The organism is Polaromonas sp. Polasp52, assembly GCF_059491565.1.
Genome location: NZ_CP168513.1, coordinates 3,457,544 through 3,476,841 on the forward strand (window position 1 = coordinate 3,457,544; position 19,298 = coordinate 3,476,841).

The 19,298-nt window shown below is 65.3% G+C and carries 18 protein-coding genes, 1 tRNA gene and 1 pseudogene; 10 read left to right on the forward strand and 10 right to left on the reverse strand.

What is annotated here, in order from left to right:
- Together ACEN9P_RS16105 and ACEN9P_RS16110 are read right to left on the reverse strand one after the other, a co-directional pair.
- Entirely contained in the window at positions 1–1,176 is a 1,176-nt protein-coding gene (locus ACEN9P_RS16105) for a UxaA family hydrolase (protein ID WP_007862871.1), read from the reverse strand.
- A gap of 151 nt (positions 1,177–1,327) precedes the next feature.
- Positions 1,328–1,609, reverse strand: coding sequence for a UxaA family hydrolase (locus ACEN9P_RS16110; RefSeq protein ID WP_007862870.1), 282 nt, complete (start codon positions 1,607–1,609; stop codon positions 1,328–1,330).
- Positions 1,610–1,721: 112 nt separating this feature from the next.
- On the opposite strand from ACEN9P_RS16110, the gene ACEN9P_RS16115 reads away from it, so the two are divergent.
- Genes ACEN9P_RS16115 through ACEN9P_RS16125 form a run of 3 tightly spaced genes read left to right on the forward strand, consistent with a single transcriptional unit; the run spans position 1,722 to position 4,387 of the window.
- Positions 1,722–2,522, forward strand: coding sequence for a GntR family transcriptional regulator (locus ACEN9P_RS16115; RefSeq protein WP_477662342.1), 801 nt, complete (start codon positions 1,722–1,724; stop codon positions 2,520–2,522).
- Between the two features lie 2 nt (positions 2,523–2,524).
- A complete protein-coding gene (locus ACEN9P_RS16120) occupies positions 2,525–3,316 on the forward strand; it encodes an inositol monophosphatase family protein (RefSeq protein WP_495619798.1) in 792 nt (263 codons plus the stop codon).
- 48 nt (positions 3,317–3,364) lie between these two features.
- Positions 3,365–4,387, forward strand: a complete 1,023-nt coding sequence (locus ACEN9P_RS16125; protein ID WP_495619799.1) for a YeiH family protein — start codon at positions 3,365–3,367, stop codon at positions 4,385–4,387.
- Between the two features lie 9 nt (positions 4,388–4,396).
- Here ACEN9P_RS16125 and ftsY read toward each other — a convergent pair.
- Positions 4,397–5,499 (reverse strand): annotated as a pseudogene (gene ftsY / locus ACEN9P_RS16130) (signal recognition particle-docking protein FtsY).
- 73 nt (positions 5,500–5,572) lie between these two features.
- Between ftsY and ACEN9P_RS16135 the strand changes: the two are divergent.
- The 5 genes from ACEN9P_RS16135 to ACEN9P_RS16155 all read left to right on the forward strand — a co-directional run bounded on the left by ACEN9P_RS16135 (position 5,573) and on the right by ACEN9P_RS16155 (position 9,956).
- Positions 5,573–7,075 (forward strand): M16 family metallopeptidase, encoded by a 1,503-nt coding sequence (locus tag ACEN9P_RS16135; RefSeq protein ID WP_495619800.1) that lies wholly within the window; start codon positions 5,573–5,575, stop codon positions 7,073–7,075.
- A gap of 20 nt (positions 7,076–7,095) precedes the next feature.
- Positions 7,096–8,460: a M16 family metallopeptidase gene (locus tag ACEN9P_RS16140; protein WP_495619801.1), complete on the forward strand. Its 1,365-nt coding sequence runs from the start codon at positions 7,096–7,098 to the stop codon at positions 8,458–8,460.
- Positions 8,457–9,104: a 16S rRNA (guanine(966)-N(2))-methyltransferase RsmD gene (rsmD, locus tag ACEN9P_RS16145; protein WP_477662336.1), complete on the forward strand. Its 648-nt coding sequence runs from the start codon at positions 8,457–8,459 to the stop codon at positions 9,102–9,104. The genes ACEN9P_RS16140 and rsmD overlap by 4 nt, the downstream gene beginning before the upstream one ends.
- A gap of 80 nt (positions 9,105–9,184) precedes the next feature.
- Positions 9,185–9,685, forward strand: a complete 501-nt coding sequence (gene coaD / locus ACEN9P_RS16150; protein ID WP_477662335.1) for a pantetheine-phosphate adenylyltransferase — start codon at positions 9,185–9,187, stop codon at positions 9,683–9,685.
- Position 9,686: 1 nt separating this feature from the next.
- Positions 9,687–9,956, forward strand: a complete 270-nt coding sequence (locus tag ACEN9P_RS16155; protein WP_074576597.1) for a YfhL family 4Fe-4S dicluster ferredoxin — start codon at positions 9,687–9,689, stop codon at positions 9,954–9,956.
- A gap of 25 nt (positions 9,957–9,981) precedes the next feature.
- Here ACEN9P_RS16155 and pth read toward each other — a convergent pair whose 3' ends face one another.
- The 7 genes from pth to ACEN9P_RS16190 all read right to left on the reverse strand — a co-directional run bounded on the left by pth (position 9,982) and on the right by ACEN9P_RS16190 (position 16,293).
- Positions 9,982–10,605 carry an aminoacyl-tRNA hydrolase gene (pth, locus tag ACEN9P_RS16160; RefSeq protein WP_477662333.1) on the reverse strand — a complete coding sequence of 208 codons (624 nt, stop codon included), beginning with the start codon at positions 10,603–10,605 and terminating at the stop codon, positions 9,982–9,984.
- A gap of 233 nt (positions 10,606–10,838) precedes the next feature.
- Positions 10,839–11,534 carry a 50S ribosomal protein L25/general stress protein Ctc gene (locus ACEN9P_RS16165; RefSeq protein WP_092132828.1) on the reverse strand — a complete coding sequence of 232 codons (696 nt, stop codon included), beginning with the start codon at positions 11,532–11,534 and terminating at the stop codon, positions 10,839–10,841.
- Between the two features lie 129 nt (positions 11,535–11,663).
- Entirely contained in the window at positions 11,664–12,638 is a 975-nt protein-coding gene (locus tag ACEN9P_RS16170) for a ribose-phosphate pyrophosphokinase (protein ID WP_007862847.1), read from the reverse strand.
- 232 nt (positions 12,639–12,870) lie between these two features.
- Positions 12,871–12,947, reverse strand: a tRNA-Gln gene (locus tag ACEN9P_RS16175).
- Positions 12,948–13,032: 85 nt separating this feature from the next.
- A complete protein-coding gene (locus ACEN9P_RS16180; protein WP_495619802.1) occupies positions 13,033–13,941 on the reverse strand; it encodes a 4-(cytidine 5'-diphospho)-2-C-methyl-D-erythritol kinase in 909 nt (302 codons plus the stop codon).
- Positions 13,942–13,974: 33 nt separating this feature from the next.
- Positions 13,975–14,496, reverse strand: a complete 522-nt coding sequence (locus ACEN9P_RS16185; protein ID WP_495619803.1) for an outer membrane lipoprotein LolB — start codon at positions 14,494–14,496, stop codon at positions 13,975–13,977.
- A 15-nt stretch (positions 14,497–14,511) separates the two neighbouring features.
- Complete coding sequence (locus tag ACEN9P_RS16190; RefSeq protein WP_495619804.1) at positions 14,512–16,293, reverse strand: tetratricopeptide repeat protein; 1,782 nt, start codon at positions 16,291–16,293, stop codon at positions 14,512–14,514.
- A gap of 131 nt (positions 16,294–16,424) precedes the next feature.
- Between ACEN9P_RS16190 and mutM the strand changes: the two genes are divergently transcribed.
- Positions 16,425–17,240: a bifunctional DNA-formamidopyrimidine glycosylase/DNA-(apurinic or apyrimidinic site) lyase gene (gene mutM, locus ACEN9P_RS16195; protein WP_477662329.1), complete on the forward strand. Its 816-nt coding sequence runs from the start codon at positions 16,425–16,427 to the stop codon at positions 17,238–17,240.
- A gap of 78 nt (positions 17,241–17,318) precedes the next feature.
- Positions 17,319–19,298 (forward strand): dynamin family protein, encoded by a 1,980-nt coding sequence (locus ACEN9P_RS16200; protein ID WP_477662328.1) that lies wholly within the window; start codon positions 17,319–17,321, stop codon positions 19,296–19,298.

Genomic DNA, 19,298 nt, shown 5'->3' on the forward strand with positions numbered 1-19,298 from the left:
CTAGGCTGATTCGAAGAGACGCGTCAGCACGAACTCGCGGTGGCCCAGGGCTTCGGCCGCGGTCAGGCGGCCGTTGGCCGTGCGCAGCATGTTCTCCAGCAGCTTGTCGCCGGCCTGGTCCAGCGTGATCTCGCGCTGCAGCAGGCCCGAGGTGTCCACGTCAATGTGCTCGCTCATCAGGCGCACGGTGCGCGGGTTGGAGCAGATCTTGATCACCGGGACGATGGCGTTGCCGATCACGTTGCCCTGGCCCGTGGGGAAGAAGTGCACGGCGTAACCGGAGGCGGCGCACAAGGTCACCATTTCGGCGGCGGCGCTGGACGAATCCATGAACCACAGGCCTGGGTGCGTGGGCATCTCGGCCTTGTCGATGACGCCGTCCACCGTGCAGACCTTGCCTATCTTCTGGATATTGCCCAGGGCTTTTTCCTCGATGGTCGTCAGGCCCCCGGCGATGTTGCCCTTGGTGGGCTGCGAGTCGGACAGGTCGCTGGTCTTGTGGCGGTTGATCATGTCCTGGTAGCGGTTGAACATGAACATGAAGCGCTCGCGCACCGCGTCGTTGGCGCAGCGGTCGGCCACGATTTTTTCGCCGCCGGTGATTTCCGAGGTTTCGCCGAAGCACAGGTAGTTGCCCAGCGGGTGCAGCTTGTCAAAAGCGTTGCCCACCGTGGGATTGGCGCCGCAACCCGAGGTGGTGTCGGACTCGCCGCATTTGGTGGAGACCCAGAGTTCGGAGATGCCGCAGACCTCGCGCTGCTTTTCGCTGGCCCACTGCACATACTCACGCGCCGCCCTGGAGGCCTTCATGATGGTCTCGTGGTCGCCGTGGCCCTCGATGCCGAAGCCGACCACCGGTTTGCCGGTGGTGGCGATGCCGTCGACGACTTTTTTGGTCCAGCCGTCTTCGATGCCTATCACCACCACGGCCGCGACGTTGGGGTTGCAGCCCGCGCCTATCAGCGTGCGAAAGTGCAGCTCCAGGTCGGCGCCGAACTGAAGCCGGCCGTAGGGATGCGGGATCGCCATGCAGCCCTTGATGTTGTGGGCCACGGCCTCGGCCGCCGCGTTGGACAGGTCGTCCAGCGGCAGGATGATGACGTGGTTGCGCACGCCGACGCGGCCGTTCTCGCGGCGATAGCCCAGGAATGTGGTGTCTTTGTTAATTACTGACATAAGGAATCCTTCTTCAAAAAATGATCGGATTGATGGTGCGCCCGGCGTAGCGAGCGGGCGGCAGGCTAGGCGCAAACCACAGCCGGGCTACTGCCCGGCGAGGATTTGCAACGACGCATCCCGCCCGCGCAGTAGCCGGCAGCGCCGTCAATCACCAGCGTTTGGTTTTGATGTTATGTACGTGTGCATGCTGGCCCGCCTTGATGTTGGCGACGACCTTGCCCATGTCGATGCCGTACTTGAGCACCGTATCGCCGACGGCCATGTCCTTGAGCGCCACCTTGTGGCCAATGGGGATGTCCTGCTGGGCCTGCACATTGATCATGCGGTCCTCGTCCATGATCCAGCCGGTCATGGCGGTTCCGGCCTTTACACCTTCCACCACCACGACGGCCACGGTGTCTTTGGCGTCATGCAATACAAAATGAATCATGGGTTCTCCATCAAGGGGCTGGGTTGAATCGAGCCGCCAGTTTTATGGAGGGCCCGCACCTTGTCAATTCACTCATATATATGACTTGTACGACCCGCCCATCGGTGTTTCAATGGGCGCCGTGAACGCGAAAACCAGACCCACCTCCCTGCGCCCGCTGGCGGGCGGGGACACCATGCCGCTGTACCGCCAGGTCAAGCGCGAGCTGCAAAAACTCATTGAAGCCGGCCACTACGGTCCGGGTAAACCCCTGCCCAGCGAGGCTGAAATCGCCACCGGCCTGCAGGTCAGTGTGGGCACCTTGCGCCATGCGGTGGACGAACTGGTGCACGAGCACGTGCTACTGCGCCGCCAAGGCAAGGGCACGTTTGTGGCGCCGCACACCGATGCCCGTTTCATGTTCCAGTTTTTCCATGTGGAGCCGCGCTGGAATTTCGGCGACGACGATGAGGCGCGCGAGCGCGACTACCCCGAAATCGATTGCATCGCCTTCGCGCGCGAGCGGGCGACGGAAGCCGAGGCCGGCGCCTTGCGCATCAAGGCCGGCGAGCCGGTGTTCAGGGCCGAGAACCGGCTCGCGCTGCGCGGCCGCGTGGTGATGCACGACAGGCTGGCGATTTCGGCAGCGCTGTTTCGCAATCTCACCGAAAAGCGTTTTGTCGAAAGGCCCAGCACGATTTACGCGCTGTACCAGACCGACTTCGGCATCACCGTGCTGCGCGCGCAGGAGCGCGCGCGCGCGGCGGCGGCCGACAAAACCACGGCCCGCGTGTTGGGCGTGGCGGCCGGCGCGCCGGTGATGGAGGTGCACCGGCTGGCGCTGACCTTTGGCGACAAGCCGGTGGAGTATCGCGTGTCGACCATCAACACCCAGGCGCACGACTACGTCAGTGTGCTGTCCAAGAGAGCTTGAGCATGGACCTTGTTTTTTTACTGGAGAAGGCCAGGCTGGCCGGCATGGAAGCGGCCGCCCGCATCCAGCAAGCCCAGGCCGGCCTGAAACCGGCCGACGTGAGCCAGAAAGCGCCCGGCGATTGGGTCACGCGCTTTGACCGCGAAGTGGAGGAGGACCTGCAGGAAGCCCTGCAGCATGCGCTGCCGCAGGGCCGCTTTGTCGGCGAGGAGGGCGGCGGCGAGTTGACGGACGGCCCCACCTGGCTGGTGGACCCGATAGACGGCACGGCGAACTTCGCGCGCGGCTACCCGCAGTACGCGGTGTCCATCGCCCTCTGCGTGGGCCGGGAGCCGGTGCTGGGCGTAATCGTTGATCCTTCTCGCGATGAGGTCTTCACGGCCGCGACTGGGCTGGGCGCCCGGCTGAACGGGCGGCCCATCGCCTGCGCAGGCCCGCGCCTGCCGGGCCAGTGCCTGGTCGCCACGGTGTTCCCCAAACCCGGCGCGCCCTTCATGGACGACTACCTTGCCGAATTCGGCCGCGTGTTGAAAACCTTCGGCCAGGTGCGCCGCAGCGGCGCGATGGCGCTGGAGCTGGCCTATGTGGCGGCCGGCAGGGTAGACGCCTTCTGGGAGCGCGGCATGGGCGCCTGGGACGCGGCGGCAGGCGCCGTGCTGCTGCGCGAAGCCGGCGCCGTGATGCAGGCGATGGACGGCCTGCCGCTGCTGGAGAGCCGGATGCTGGTGGCCGGCAGCCCGGCAGGCGCCGCCCTGCTCGAAGGCGTGCTCAAGCCCCAAGACAAGCGCTCATGAGGCGGGCGCCTCACCCACCACTTTTTCTGACATTTTTATTGGGTTCCGATGATTCACACATGGCGCATGCAGCTGGCTTCCTTGAGCACGTATTTCCCGGGTGTGCTGGTGTGCATGGTGATCGCACTGGCGGCCACCTTTGTGTCCGAGCATTACGGCGGGCCGCAGCTGTTGTACGCGCTGCTGATAGGCCTGGCCTTTCACTTTCTGAACAGCCATCCGCAGGCGGCCAAGGGCATAGGTTTTTGCGGGCGTGTGGTGCTGCGTGTCGGCGTGGCCCTGCTGGGCGCGCGCATCACTTTTTCGCAGGTGGCCCAGTTGGGCCTGGGAACCGCGGCGGTCATCGTGCTGGCGGTGTTGCTCACGATAGGGCTGGGCGTGTTGCTGGCGCGCTGGCTCAAGTGTTCGCGCGACGAAGGCCTGCTCTCGGGCAGCGCCGTGGCCATTTGCGGGGCGTCGGCGGCGCTGGCGGTGTCTTCGGTGCTGCCGCAAACCAAAGAGAACGAGCGCTTCACGCTGCTGGCCGTCGTGGGCGTCACGGTGCTGTCGACGCTGGCCATGGTGGTCTATCCCTTCAGCCTGCAGGCCCTAGGCCTGCTGCCGGGGCAGGCCGGCATCGTGCTGGGCGGCTCCATCCATGATGTGGCGCAGGTGGTGGCGGCCGGCATGATGCTGGGGCCGCAGGCCGGCGACACGGCGACGGTGGTCAAACTGTTCCGCGTCATGATGCTGATGCCGGTGGTGCTGGCGGTGGCCGTGATGTACCGCAAGCATCCGGCCGTGAAGGTGCCGGAAACCGAGGTGCCGCTGGTGCCCGGCTTTCTGCTGGCCTTTGTCGTGCTGGTGATGCTGGCCAGTGCCGGCCTCATCAGCCCGCCGCTGGTTCAGCTGGCCGGCGATGCCTCGCGCTGGATGCTGGTCACTGCCATTGCTGCCGCGGGTGTCAAGACCAGTTTTGAGGACCTGCTCAAGCTGGGCTGGAAGCCGGTGGCCATGCTGGTCACCGAGACCGTGTTTATCGTGGCCTTTGTGGTGGCCGCGGTGCTGCTGTTGCGCCTGGGCGGCGCCTGAGGAAAGCGCCTAACCCAGCAGGGCCTGCGCGAATTCGCGTGCGTTAAAGGTTTCCAGGTCTTCGAGCTGCTCGCCCACGCCGATGAAATACACCGACACGGGGCGCAGCGCCGGCGAGGCCAGCGCGCGTTCGCGGGCCCACAGCGCAATGGCCGCCAGCACGCCACCCTTGGCCGTGCCATCCAGCTTGGTCACGATAAGGCCGGTCAGTTGCAAAGTGTCGTCAAAGGCCTTGACCTGGGCCAGGGCGTTTTGCCCGGTGTTGCCGTCGATCACCAGCAATACTTCGTGCGGGGCCGTGGCCTCCGCCTTTTGCACCACGCGCTTGATCTTGCGCAGCTCTTCCATGAGGTGCAGCTGCGTGGGCAGGCGGCCGGCGGTATCGACCAGCACCACATCCTTGCCGCGCGCCTTGCCGGCGCTCACGGCGTCAAAGCTCACGGCAGCCGGGTCGCCCCCTTCCTGGCTCACGATCTCGACGGTGTTGCGGTCGGCCCAGACGCTGAGCTGCTCGCGCGCCGCCGCGCGAAAGGTGTCGGCCGCCGCGAGCAGCACCGAGGCACCCTCGGTGGCCAGGTGGCGTGTGAGCTTGCCGATGGAGGTGGTTTTGCCGGCGCCGTTCACGCCGGTGACCATGATCACGGTGGGCTGGTACTGGCCTATCACCAGCGGCTGCTCCAGCGGCTTGAGCAATTGCGCGATGGCGTCCACCAGCGCGTTCTTGACGGCCACGGGATGCGTCATGCCGCCTTCGCGTACGCGGCGCTTGACGTCGGCCAGCAGGTGTTCGGTGGCCTTGGTGCCCGCGTCGGCCATCAGCAGCGCGGTTTCAAGGTCTTCGTAAAGCGCGTCGTCGATGCGGCTGCCGGTGAACACCGTTGAAATGCTGGAGCCGGTCTTGCGCAGGCCGGCCTGCAGCTTGCTGAGCCAGCGCTCGCGTTCCGGCGGGACGGCGCCGGGTGCCGGCATGGCGATGGGGGTGACCAGCGCGCTGCCTATCAATCCACCCCCGGCGGGCGCCGGCGCGGGAACGGCGTCTGCCGCCGGCGCGGGCGACGCCGTGGAAGGCACGGCGGCGGGAGGGGGGATTTTTTCTTGAAAAAACTGAACATTGGGTATGCTTGCGGAGTCCTAGTGGGCTGTTGCACCGTTGCGGGGCAACGTGCGGCGCCACCCATCTATTCTATGAAACACCCCAGACAAGCCCTTTTGACGCAGCCAGTACCCCTTTCCTGCCCCGTTTTCCGCCTTCCCCGCGCCCCGGCCGCCCTGCTGGCCTTGTGCCTGGGAGCCGCCGCTTTCGCCCAGGCACCCGCCCCGGCGCCGGTGGTGGAGAAGTTCACGCTGGCCAACGGCCTCACGGTGATTGTCAAACCCGACCACCGCGCGCCCACGGCGGCCCACATGCTGTGGGTGCGGGTAGGCTCCATGGACGAAGTGGACGGCACCTCGGGCGTGGCCCATGCGCTGGAACACATGATGTTCAAGGGCACAGCCACGGTAAAGCCCGGTGATTTTGCCAAGCGGGTTGCCGCGCTGGGCGGGCGCGACAATGCCTTCACCACCCGCGACTACACCGGCTATCACCAGCAGATTCCGGCCGGCAAGCTGGAGGAGGTGATGCGGCTGGAGGCCGACCGCTTTGCCCACATGCAGTGGCCTGACGAGGAATTCAAACGCGAGATCGAGGTGGTCAAGGAGGAGCGCCGCCTGCGCACCGAGGATTCGCCGCGCGCCATGCTCCACGAGCAGGGCACGGCCGTGACCTTCCTGGCCTCGCCTTACCGGCGCTCCGTCGTCGGCTGGATGAGCGACCTGGACGCCATGACGCCGGCCGACGTGCGTGATTTCTACCGGCGCTGGTATGTGCCGGCCAATGCGGCCGTGGTGGTGGCGGGTGACGTGGAAGTCGCCCAGGTCAGGAAACTCGCCGAGAAATACTACGGCGGCATCCCCGCGCGGCCTGTGCCCGAGCGCAAGCCCCGCACCGAGCCTGAGCAGGACGGCCCGCGCCGCCTGGATTACAAGGCCCCGGCCAGCCAGGCTTACGTGAGCATGTCCTTCAAGGTGCCCAAGCTGGAGCCAGCCGATCTCATGGACCCGGCCGCCGGCGCACCGGCCTCGCCGACGGCGGCGGGCAGCCGCGACGCGCTGGCCTTGACCGTGCTGGCCGCGGTGCTTGACGGCTATGGCGGCGCGCGCCTGGAGCGCGCCCTGGGGCAGGGCGACAACCGGCTGTCCGACGGCGCCGGGGCTTCCAACGGCCTGATGGGTCGCGGGCCGCAGCTGTTTGTACTGGACGGCGTTCCCGCGGACGGCAAGACCACGCAGCAGGTGGCCGAGGCTTTGCGCCGGGAAGTTGCCCTGGTGGCGCGCGAAGGCGTGAGCGAAGCGGAACTCAAGCGCGTCAAGACCCAGTGGGTGGCCGGCGAGATTTACAAGCTCGACTCCGTGTTCAGCCAGGCGCGCGAGCTGGGCTCCAACTGGATACAGGGCCTGCCGCTGGACGGCAGCGAACGCGTGATCGCCGGCCTGCGCCGCGTGACGGCCGCCGAAGTGCAGGCGGTGGCCGCCAAATACTTCGGCGACGACCAGATGACGCTGGTCACCTTGCTGCCCCAGCCCGCAGACCCCAATCGCAAACCCCGAAAGCCGGCGCTCCCCATTCGCCATGGCGACGGCTCCTGAACCCGATAACCCGAATCCCCATGACCATCGCCATGAAATACAGGGCCAAGCGCTCTCTTACCCACTGGGTTGCCGGCTTTATTGGCCTGTGCCTGCAGGCAACGGCCGGCGCGGCCATCCCCATCCAGCAGTGGACGCAGCCCGGCGGCGCGCAGGTGTACCTGGTCGAAAGCCCGGCCATCGCCATGCTCGACGTGCAGGTCGATTTTGACGCCGGCACCCGGCGCGACCCGGCCGCCCAGGCGGGCCTGGCGAGCATGACCATGACCATGCTGGACAAAGGCCTGGAAGCCAAAAACGGCGAACCCGCCATGGACGAGAATGCGCTCAGCGAGGCCTGGGCCGACCTGGGCGCGCAGTTCGGCGTCAGCGCCACGGGGGAGCGCCTGGGTTTTTCGCTGCGCTCCCTGACCGATCCCGAACTGCTCGACAAGGCCGTGGCGCTCGCGGCTCGCCAGATCGCGCAGCCGTCCTTTCCCGGCGCCATCTGGCAGCGTGAACGCGAGCGCATGGTGGCATCGCTCAAAGAGTCCTACACCCGGCCCGGCAGCATCATTGCCCGCGCCTACGCGAAGGCGGTGTACGGCACGCATCCCTACGGCTATGAGGTGACCGAAGCCACGCTGGCGCGCATCAGCATCGCCGACATGCGCGCTTTCTACAGCGCCGGCGTGGTGGCCTGCCGCGCGCGCATCAGCATGGTGGGCGCGGTGACGCGCGCGCAGGCCGATGCGATCGCGGCGCGCCTGCTGTCGCGCCTGCCGCAGGTGCCGTGCGCCAGCCTGCCACCCATGCCGCAGGTGCCCGAGGTGGCGCCGCTGGCCCAGGCCGAGGAAAAACGCATTCCCTTTGATTCGGCGCAGGCCCACGTGCTGATGGGCCAGCCCGGCTTCAAGCGCGACGACCCCGATTATTTCGCGCTGACCGTGGGCAACTACATCCTGGGCGGCGGTGGTTTTGCCTCGCGCCTGACGCGGGAAGTGCGTGAAAAGCGGGGGCTGACTTACGGCGTCTACAGCTATTTCTCGCCCGGCCTGCATGCCGGCAGCTTCACTGTGGGCCTGCAGACGCGGCCCGACCAGGCCGACCAGGCGGTGGCGCTGGTGCGCGAGGTGGTCAAGGACTTTGTCGCCAAGGGCCCCACCGAGGCTGAACTGAAGGACGCCAAGGACAACCTGGTAGGCGGTTTTGCGCTGCGCATAGACAGCAACCGCAAGCTGCTGGACAACATCGCCAGCATCGCCTGGAACGGCCTGCCGCTCGATTACCTGGACACCTGGACGCAGCAAGTGGACAAGGTGACGGTGGCCGACATCAAGGCGGCCTTCGCGCGCAAGCTGCAGCCCGAGAAAATGGTGACCTTGATCCTGGGCGCCGCGCCATGAAATACACCGCATCCACCCCCGCCAAAACCGCCGGGGCAAAACCCAAAGGCGGCAAGGTGGTGGGCCGCAAGACCGTGCCCCCCGGCGAAATCCGCATCATCGGCGGCTTGTACAAACGCAGCAAGCTGCCGGTGCCCAGCAAGCCTGGCCTGCGTCCCACGCCCGATCGTGTGCGCGAAACGCTGTTCAACTGGCTGGGCCAGGACCTGACGGGCTGGCGCTGCATGGACGTGTTCGCCGGCACCGGCGCGCTGGGCTTTGAGGCCGCCTCGCGCGGCGCGGCCGACGTGCTGCTGTGCGAGCAGGACCCGGCCCTGGCGCTGCAGCTCAAGGCGGTGCAGGCCAGGCTCAAGGCCGATATGTGCCGCATCGAGCGCGGCGATGGGCTCAGCGCGCTCAAGCGGGTCGCCCCGGGCAGTCTGCAGCTGGTGCTGCTGGACCCTCCCTTTGAATCCACGCTTTTCGAATCCGCGCTGCAGGCCGCCGCGCGGGCCATAGGCCCGACCGGACTGGTGTACCTGGAGGCGCCCAAGCCCTGGAGCGACGAGGAACTGCAGTCCCTGGGCCTGCAGGTGCACCGCAGCGGCAAGGCTGGCGCCGTGCATTTCCATTTGCTGGCGGGATTGGGCGCCCTGGCGGCCTGAGAAGGCCTCAGCCTTGCCTGCCTCGTGGTTACAAGGGCCTAGAGGCAGGTTTCGGCGGCGGGGCGGGCATAATTCCAGCCATGGCCACCCCCCGCATTGCTGTCTATTCCGGCACGTTTGACCCCTTCACACTGGGCCATGATGACGTGGTGCGCCGCGCCGCGGGGCTGTTTGACCAGGTCGTCATCGCCGTGGCCGTGGCCCACCACAAAAAAACCCTGTTCACGCTGGAGCAGCGCGTGGCCCAGGTGAAGGCCGCGACCGAAGGCATTGCCGGCGTGAGCGTGCTGCCCTTTGACGGCCTGATCATGGATTTTTGCGCGGCGCAAAAGGCCTCGGCCGTGGTGCGCGGCATACGCAACATCACCGACTTTGACTACGAAGCGCAAATGGCGGCCATGAACCGCAAGCTGCGGCCGGAAGTGGAAACCGTGTTTTTGCTGCCCGATGCGTCCCTGCAATGCATCAGCAGCACGCTGGTGCGCGAGATCAGCAAGCTGGGCGGCGACGTCGCGCAGATGGTGAGCCCGGCGGTGGCGGCGGCCCTGGCGGCGGCGCACCGATCGGCAAAAGGGGGCTGACATGGCCTTGATGATCACCGACGAGTGCATCAACTGCGACGTCTGCGAGCCCGAATGCCCCAACCAGGCGATCTACCTGGGCAAGGAAATCTACGAGATCGACCCGCACAAATGCACCGAATGCGTGGGCCATTTCGACGAGCCGCAGTGCGTGCAGGTCTGCCCCGTGGCCTGCATTCCCATCAACCCGCAACACATCGAAACGCGGGAAACCCTGTGGGAAAAATACCAGCGCCTGCAGGCCGTTATTCCCATCATCACGGCTCGCTAGGCCGGTAAGGGCAGGGGATTGACCCTCAGTCTTCGGCGGCGGGCTCGACGGGTTTGCGTGGCGGCTTGGGCCGCGGCGGCGTGCTGGTGTGGATCATCATCGTGGCCTTTTCCATCTCGCCCTTGAGCAGCTCCGGCACGGCCTTGAGGCTGCGCGCGATGCAGTCCTCAATGGCGATGCGGTGTTCGGCCGAGGGCTTTTTCAGCACCCAGTTGACCACTTCGGCCTTGACGCCCGGGTGGCCCACGCCTATGCGCAGGCGCCAGTAGTCGGGCGTGCCCAGCTGCGCATGGATGTCGCGCAGGCCGTTGTGGCCGGCGTGGCTGCCGCCGAACTTGAGCTTGACCTGGCCGGGCACGATGTCCATCTCGTCGTGCGCCACCAGCACCTCTTCGGGCGCGACCTTGAAGAAACGGGCCAGCGCCGCCACCGATTTTCCCGACACATTCATAAAGGTCAGCGGCTTGAGCAGCCAGACGTTCTGGCCGTTCACCGTGATGCGGGCCACCTGGCCGTGGTAGCTTTTGTCCAGGCTGAGCGGCGCCTTGAGCTCGCGCGAGAGGGCGTCTATCCACCAGAAGCCGGCGTTGTGGCGCGTGGCCTCGTATTCAGGGCCGGGGTTGCCCAGGCCGACAAATAATTTGATCATTCGGAAATTTCCATAAATCCAATTCTAGGGCGCATGGCCGCGTTGCACGGTGCTCGGAATCCTCATGCACTGGAGTGCATCCCGGTGTCCTGTGCGCCGTGCGCCTTGCCCTGCATCCCTAGAATTGAATTTCTGGAAGTTTCCGTTCGGGGTAAGACTGGCAAAGAAAAACGGCCCTTGTCCCGCGAGAGGACAAGGGCCGTGGGCCTTTTCAGGCCTGCGCGCGAAGTGGATTACTTCTTGGCGGCAGGCTTGGCGGCGTCAGCCTTGGCGCCGGCTTTGGCTTCCTTGGCTGCAGCGGCCTTGGCGGCTTTCGGGTCCACCGGTGCGGCGGCGGCAGCGGCTGCTGCGGCATCGGCCTCGGCTTCTTCGGACACTGCGGACACCGACACCAGAACCGGGTTGTCCTGGCCCTTGGCGACAAACTTCACGCCCTTTGGCAGCGTGATGTCCTTGATGTGCAGCGGCGAACCCTTCTTCAGGCCCTTCAGGTCGACGGCGATGAATTCGGGGATGTCGGCCGGGAAGCAGGACACGGTTAATTCGGTGATCACGTGGTTGACCAAGCAGTTCTCAGTCTTGACGGCTGGAGACTCTTCTTCACCGCTGTAGTGCACGGGCACTTTGACGGTCATCTTGGTCTTGGCTTCCACGCGCTGGAAGTCGATGTGCAGGATCTGCTGCTTGTAGGGGTGCATTTGCAGGTCGCGCAGCAGAACTTTGTGTTCTTTGCCGGCCAGTTCCATCTCGAGGATGGAAGCATGGAATGCTTCTTTCTTGATGGCGTGGAACAGCGCGTTGTGATCGATTTCGATCAGCGTGGGTTCACCGGTGCCACCATAGACGATACCGGGCGTGCGGCCCGTGATGCGGAGACGGCGGCTCGCACCCGTGCCCTGCTTTGCGCGCTCAAAAGCGACGAATTTCATAATCAACTCCAATAAAGAACGGACCGCGACCAGTCTCGTTCTGCTTTAAAAAGCTGCCTCGAGCCGATGAACCGGTGAAGTCCCTGGACTTCGGGGTTCGCGGGTAAGGCAGCCGCTTTTTGTTTCAGATCAGAACAGGTTGTCCTGGTCCGAAAACAAACTCATGACCGACTCTCCCTTGGCGATGCGCTGTATGGTCTCAGCGATCAACGGCGCCACGGAGAGCTGGCGAATCTTCTTGCAGCCTTCGGCGTTCGGGCTCAGCGGAATGGTGTTGGTGATCACCACTTCATCGAGCGCGTCGCCCTTGGCGATGCGGTCTATGGCCGGGCCCGAAAAAATCGGGTGCGTGCAATAGGCGTAAACCTTCTTGGCGCCGCGCTCCTTGAGCACCTCGGCCGCCTTGACCAGCGTGCCGGCCGTGTCGATCATGTCGTCCATGATCACGCAGTTGCGGCCTTCGATGTCACCGATCACGTGCATCACTTCCGACACGTTCGCCTTGGGGCGGCGTTTGTCGATGATGGCCATGTCGCAGCCCAGCTGCTTGGCCAGCGCCCGGGCGCGCACCACGCCGCCCACGTCGGGCGAGACGACCATCAGGTCGGCGTAGTTTTTCTGCCGCAAATCGCCCAGCAGCACCGGCGACGCATAAATGTTGTCGACCGGAATGTCGAAGAAGCCCTGTATCTGGTCGGCATGCAGGTCCATCGTCAGGACACGCGACACGCCCACGGCCTGCAGCATGTTGGCCACCACCTTGGCCGTGATGGGCACACGCGCCGAACGCGGGCGGCGGTCTTGCCGCGCATAGCCGAAATACGGGATCACTGCGGCGATGCGCTCGGCCGAAGCCCGCTTCAGCGCGTCGACCATGATCAGCAATTCCATCAGGTTGTCGTTGGTCGGCGCGCAGGTCGACTGCACCACGAACACATCGCGGGCCCGCACGTTTTGCTGGATCTCGACGGTGACTTCACCATCCGAAAAACGCCCCACGTGGGCCGCGCCCAGCGAAATACCCAGGTTCTGGGCAATCTCGGAGGCCATGCTCGGATTGGCATTGCCGGTAAAAACCATGAAATCGGGGTGGTGCGTTTGCATGTGGGGCCCAGCTGCTACAAGGACTTGAACGTGGCTGAAATTTCTGATCGAAGCAAAATACGCACGGGGACAACACGTTGCAAGAGGGGCTTGGCAGTGAGCGCCGCTTGCCTGGCGTGTTTCCAAAAACACACAGACCCGCCGATACACATCATGCGGGTCTGTCAGGAGTCATGCGGTCCCGCTCCGGGCGGGTCCGCAACACCGGGGCTGTGGCCCACAGTCTTAAATTTGGCAGGGGTGGAAGGATTCGAACCTGCGAATGCCGGAATCAAAATCCGGTGCCTTAACCAGCTTGGCGACACCCCTACACAGGACAGTTGTTGTTGCCAACAACAGACCTATAACTTATTCATTTATGGTCGCTTGGAAACACATTTCGAGAGCGGTTATTTTACCAACCGGCCAGGGGATGCGCTTCCAAATTACCGCATTTGCGGACTTTCCAGCCCTCGGGCAATCCTGAGGTATTCGGCAAATCTGCTTCGTGCGGCAGTTGCGCAAATACAGCACTTCCGGAGCCGGTCATGCGCCCTTGGAAATGTCTGCTTTTAAGCCAATCGAGCGATTGGCCTATCTGCGGGCACATCTTCTGCGCTACCGGCTGCAAGTCGTTGCGGCCGAATCCGAAATCAAAGGATTTCGACTGGCCTTCAGCATTTGCAGCAAAGCCTTGGATTGTAGCAGTTTCTGTGTCGCGTTTGAGCCCCGGGGCGCTGAAAATACCTTGGGTGGGCAGCCCGGCGGCCGGCTTGAGCACCAAAAAATGGGCTGGCGGCAGGGCCAGCGGGGTGATTTTTTCGCCTATGCCCTCCACCCAGGCATGGCCGCCCGAGAGGAAAAAAGGCACGTCGGCGCCCAGCGACAGGGCCAGGGCTTGCAGCTCCTGGGGCGGCAGGCGCACGCCCCACAGCCGCTGCAGCGCCAGCAGGCAACTGGCCGCGTCCGAGGAGCCACCGCCCATGCCGGCCTGCGAGGGAATTCGCTTTTGCAGGCCGATATGCACGCCCAGCGAGGTGCCGCAGGCGGCTTGCAGCGCCCTGGCGGCGCGCACCGCCAGGTCGTCCGCGGGCAGGGCCTCTGCCGCCTGGCCGTCGGTTTCCAGATCCTCGCGGCTGATCCGGCCGTCGGTGCGCAGTTCAAGGTGCAGGGTGTCGCACCAGTCGATCAGCATGAAAACGGACTGCAGCAGGTGGTAGCCGTCGGGCCTGCGGCCGGTGATGTGCAAAAAAAGGTTGAGCTTGGCGGGCGCCGGCACGTCATAGAGGGCCTTGAGCGGGGGCATGGAAACGCTTGAAGTCATAAAAACACAAAAGCCGGTGCAAGGGCGCGGTGGCTACTGGTCGAGCACGACACGCAGGTCGGCCTGCGGCATTGGCTGGGATCTTTTGGCCGAAATGCGGCCGTCCTGGTAGCGAGAGAGATCGGCCGACCAGCCGCTGGCGGCGGCATTGTCACCCCGCAGCCAGGCAAACAGCGCGCCCAGCGGCACGGCCGCGCCCGTGGCCTGGGCCATCAGCTCGTCAACGGAGGCAAAGCGCTGGACCTTGCCATTGCCCGAATCCAGCAGCGCCTCGCCGGGCGCCCAGCGCAGCACGCCCAGCACATTGCCCAGGGGGCTGACCAGCGAAAGCTCACCGTGTTCGGCCCCGCCCCTGAGCTCGAAGCTGGCTGAAAAAGACTGTGCCGGCTCGCTTTGCACCTGCAGGCTGATGCGGCCGGTCCAGAATTCGTTCCTGAGCCCGTCCTGGGCCGTGGCCCGGGGCGTTTGCGCGCAGCCGGCCAGAAAAAGTGCCGTGAAAAAGCCCGCAAAAACAAGGAGCAGCCGGAGCCGGCGCGTAGGGAGGGGGGACGGCAAGGTCGGGGTTCCGGATTACAGCTTCACGCGCAGGCGCTTGAGCGTCTCTAGCAGCGTTTCGTTTTCGGGGTTGAGCAGCCGGCCTTCCTTCCAGATGGAGATGGCGCGATCGCGCTGGCCCATGGCCCACAGCACTTCGCCGAAATGCGCCGCGATCTCGGCGTCGGGTTTGGCCTTGTAGGCCGCCTCGAAGATCTTCACGGCTTCGGCGTTGTTGCCCATGCGAAATTCCACCCAGCCCAGGCTGTCGCCGATAAACGGGTCGGAGGGGGCGAATTCCAGCGCCTTGCGGATCAAGTCGCGCGCCTCGGGCAGCCGCACGCTGCGATCGGCGAGCGAATAGCCCAGGGCGTTGTAGGCGTGGTGGTAGTCCGGCTTGAGCTGAATGACCTTGCGCAGCAGGCTTTCCATTTCGTCGAGCTTGCCCAGCTTTTCGGCCATCATGGCCTGGTCGTAGAGCAGCTCGGTTTCGTCTGGCGTCTTGGCCAGGGCCTGCGCCAGCACCTCGTGGGCCAGCTGGTACTGCTTGAATTCGCGCAACAGGGACACTTCGGCGTTGAGCTTGACCCTGGCCTCGGCCGCATTGCGCTCGGGCAGCTTGCGAATCAGTTGGCGGCCTTCTTCGAGCTTGCCCTGGCTGGCCAGGATGGACGCGCGCCGGGTCTGCGCCAGCGCCAGGTCGGAGGGATTGTCGATCTTGGCGAGCCAGCTTTCCGCCGCAGCGTAGTCCTTGCGTTTTTCCGCCAGTTGCGAGAGTGACAAATAGGCCTGCGCCAGGCCGCGGTTGCGTTCGCCCTCGGAGGTCTGCTGCTGAGCCAGGCCGACGTAGCGCTCGAGCGAGCTTTGCGCCTGCGCCAGCTGGTTGTCCTGCAGTTGCAGGGAACCGAGCACCAGCCAGCCCTCGGGCATGTCGGGTTTGTCGCGCGTCACGATTTGCAACTGGGCGGAGGCCTCGGCATAACGCTGGGCATCCAGCAGGGCGCGGGCATAACCCATCCTGATTTCAGGCAGGGCCTTGGGGTTGCCTTCGAAATAGCCGCGCACCACGCCTTCGGCTTCGGGCATCTTGGGGTCCATCAACTCGAGCGCCACCAGGGCCGGGCCTTCGGCACGCGGCGCGGCGGCCTGGCCTCGCCTGGCAGCGGCCAGCGCGACGTTGGTGTCCCCCGCGGCCAGGCGCATGCGGCCCACCGCCGTCCAGGCAGCGCCGGCGGTGGCGGGTGTGCCCAGGTAGTCGGCAAGCGCTTCTTCCACCACGGTGCTGGCCAGTTTTTTGTCCGCCACGCGGGCATAGACGCGCGGCACCGCGCTCAGGACGGCGGGCCGTTCCACATCCGGGGCCAGCTTGATTTCGGTTTGCAGCGGCTCCACCGTGTCGGCGATCCGGTTGAGCGCCACCAGGATCTGCAGGACGTAGCGGTTGGCCTCGCGCGAGGTCGGCTGGTCCTGCTTCCAGGCGCGGGCCGATTGCAGGGCCGCGTCGCCCGAGCGCGACTGCAGGGCGATGTCGGTGGCGCGCTGGTAAAGCTGCGCGTCGCCGGTTTTGCGGGCAGCGTCCAGCATGAGGGCGAAACCCGCGGCGGGCTCGCCGTCCTGCAGGGTCATTTCGCCGACCAGCAACTGGTAGAACAACGCGCTGTCCAGAAGGGAAGACGGTGCGGCCTCCTGCACTGCCTTGGCCTCGCCCAGCGTGGCGGGGGCCGCGGACACAGGGTCGTCGGTCTGCGCCAGCGCCAAGGGGACGACAAACCACAGGCCGCTGAGGGCAAGGCCGGCAAGGCCAGTTTTTTTCTTCATCGAACCATGATAATTGATGCTCCCTCGCGGCGCTCCCGCTTTACCCGGCTGTCATGAAAGCTTTTGTGCCGGCCCCGCGTTGCTGTCAATTACCTTGCGCCTGCGGACCGGCGCCCCCAGCTGCAAAACCTATGCCTGAACTGCCGGAAGTCGAAGTCACCCGCCTGAGCTTTGCGGACCGCATTGCGGGCGCGTGCATAGAGCGCGTCGAAATGGGTAAACCCCTGCGCTGGCCGCTTGGCTGCCAGCCGCGCCAGCTTGTGGGCCGGCAGGTGCTGGCGGTTCGCCGGCGCGGCAAATACCTGCTGGTGGACCTGAGCGACGGCCTGCTGCTGATTCACCTGGGCATGTCCGGCAGTGTGAGTTTTGGCACCGGCTTTCCCGCGCCGGGCAAGCACGACCACTTCGAGATGGTCACCAGCCTGGGAACCCTGAGGCTTAACGATCCGCGCCGTTTTGGTGCAGTGGTCTATGCCAGCGATGAAAATTCCCCGGCCGCCCAAAAGCTGCTGGGCCGCCTGGGCGTGGAGCCGCTCAGCGAGGCTTTCGACGCGGCCGGCTTTCACCAGGCGCTCAAACTGCGGCAGACGCCCATCAAACAGCTGCTGCTGGGCGGGGAGGCGGTGGTGGGCGTCGGCAATATTTACGCTTCGGAGGCCTTGTTCCTGGCGGGCATACGCCCCACCACGCGGGCCAGCCGCATCAGCAAGCCGCGCGCGGCGTTGCTCCACGCGGCCATACGCCAGGTGCTGGCGCAGGCTGTTACAAAGGGCGGCAGTACCTTGCGGGACTTCTCGAATGCCTGGGGCGAATCGGGCTATTTCCAGCTGGAGGCCATGGTTTACGACCGGGCCGGCCAGCCTTGCCGGGTCTGCGCAGCGCCCATTAAAAGCATGCGCCAGGGCCAGCGTTCCACTTTTTATTGCGCGACCTGCCAGAAACCTTGAACCTGGGTCCGTAGTCGCGCCAATAGGCCTTTCGGGGCTGCGATGCTATATTGACCGACCACACTTAACGGAAGACCGATGTCTTTTAACGAACAATTTGACCAGCATGGCCAGTGGCGGCGCGAATTTGCGCTTCGCCTGAAGCTGCTTGCTGAGTGGATGAAAGACCATGACCTGCTCGACGCTGCCGTCGAGGAGCGCCTGCAGCGGCTGGAGTCGCAGGTGCGTTCCGACAAGGTGATGGTGGCTTTTGTGGCGGAATTCTCGCGCGGCAAGTCCGAACTGATCAATGCGATCTTTTTCGCCGGCTACGGCCGCCGCATCATGCCGGCAAGCGCCGGCCGCACCACCATGTGCCCGACCGAACTCGGTTACGACGCGGACGTGCCGCCCTGCCTGCGCCTGCTGCCCATAGAGACGCGGCTGCAAAAACAGGCGCTGATGGAATGGCGCTCGGCGCCCGAGAAGTGGACCCGGCTGGACCTGGACGTCAACGACCCTGCGCAGTTGGCCCAGGCACTGGAAAAAGTCGCCGAAGTGCGGCACGTCACCAAGGACGAGGCGCGCGCGCTCGGCTTCTGGCACGACAACAGCCCTGACGACAACCCTCTGGCCGGCTCCGACGGCCTGATCGAAGTGCCCAAGTGGCGCCACGCGCTCATCAATATCGCGCATCCGCTGCTCAAGCAGGGCCTGGTGATCCTCGACACCCCCGGCCTGAACGCCATAGGCGCCGAACCCGAACTGACCGTGAGCCTGATTCCCCAGGCGCATGCCGTGGTGTTCATCCTGGCAGCCGACACCGGTGTCACCAAATCCGACCTGTCGATCTGGCGCGAGCACCTGATCACCGAGGGCGAAGGCAGCGACGCCCGCCTGGTGGTGCTCAACAAGATAGACACGCTCTGGGATGCGCTGAGCACGCCTGAGCAGGTCAAGGCGCAGATCGACCGGCAACGCGCGACTTCGGCCGAAATCCTCGGCCTGCCCGAGTCCCAGGTCATTCCCGTCTCGGCCCAGAAGGGCCTGGTGGCCAAGGTGACCCGCGACAAGGCCTTGCTGGAGGCCAGCCACCTGCCGGCGCTTGAGGCGGCGCTGGGCCAGGGCGTGATGGGGCAGCGCCAGAAAATCCTGCGCTCGGCGGTGGCCGCCGGCATCGGCGAGCTCAGGACGGAGGCCGGCCGTGCCATGCACATACGCCGGCGCGACCTGGCCGAGCAGATGATCGAGCTGCGCGGCCTGCGCGGCAAAAACGTGTCGGTGATCAAGCACATGCGCAGCCGCATCGAGCAGGAGCAGGCCGAGTTCGACACCAGCGGCTCCAAGATTCACGCGGTGCGCTCGGTGCACCTCAAGATGCTGCGCGACCTGTTCAACCTGCTCAGCACGCCTACCCTCAAGGCTGAACTGGCCGAGCTCACGAACGCGCTGAAACAGCCGGGCATCAAGCTGGGCGTCAAAAAAGCCTATGGGCAGACCTTCTCGCGCCTGCGCGAGGGCCTGCAGAAGTCCCAGGTTCTGAGCGGCGAAATCCAGTCCATGCTGACCGCGTCCTTTCGCCAGCTCAATTCCGAATTCAGCTTTTCGCTGCAGGCGCCCAAGGAGCCGGAGCTGATCCGCTACGAACACGACCTCGAGCAGATAGAGCGCAGCCACCTGCAGTATCTCGGGCTCGGCAATGTGATCAAGCTGTCGCAAGCGGACTTTTCCGAGCGCCTGGTGCGCGCGCTGGCCACGCGCCTGCGCGTGGTTTATGAAACCGCGCTGGGCGAGGTCGAGCTCTGGAACAAATCGGCGGCGTCACAGCTGGACGCCCAGCTGCGCGAGCGGCGCCGCAATTTCGGGCGCAGGCTGGAGGCGATTGAGCGCATCCAGCAGGCCGCATCGGGCCTGGACGAGCGCATCGCCGAGATCGACGAGCAGGAAGGCGTGCTCAATGAGCTGGACACCAAACTCACCGAGCTGACCGCGCACCTGATGGGCGGCCCCTCGGCGCAGGACAAGGCGCAGGGCGCCGCCGCGGCCGCCAGGAATGCGGCCCTGCCCGAGGCAGCCTGA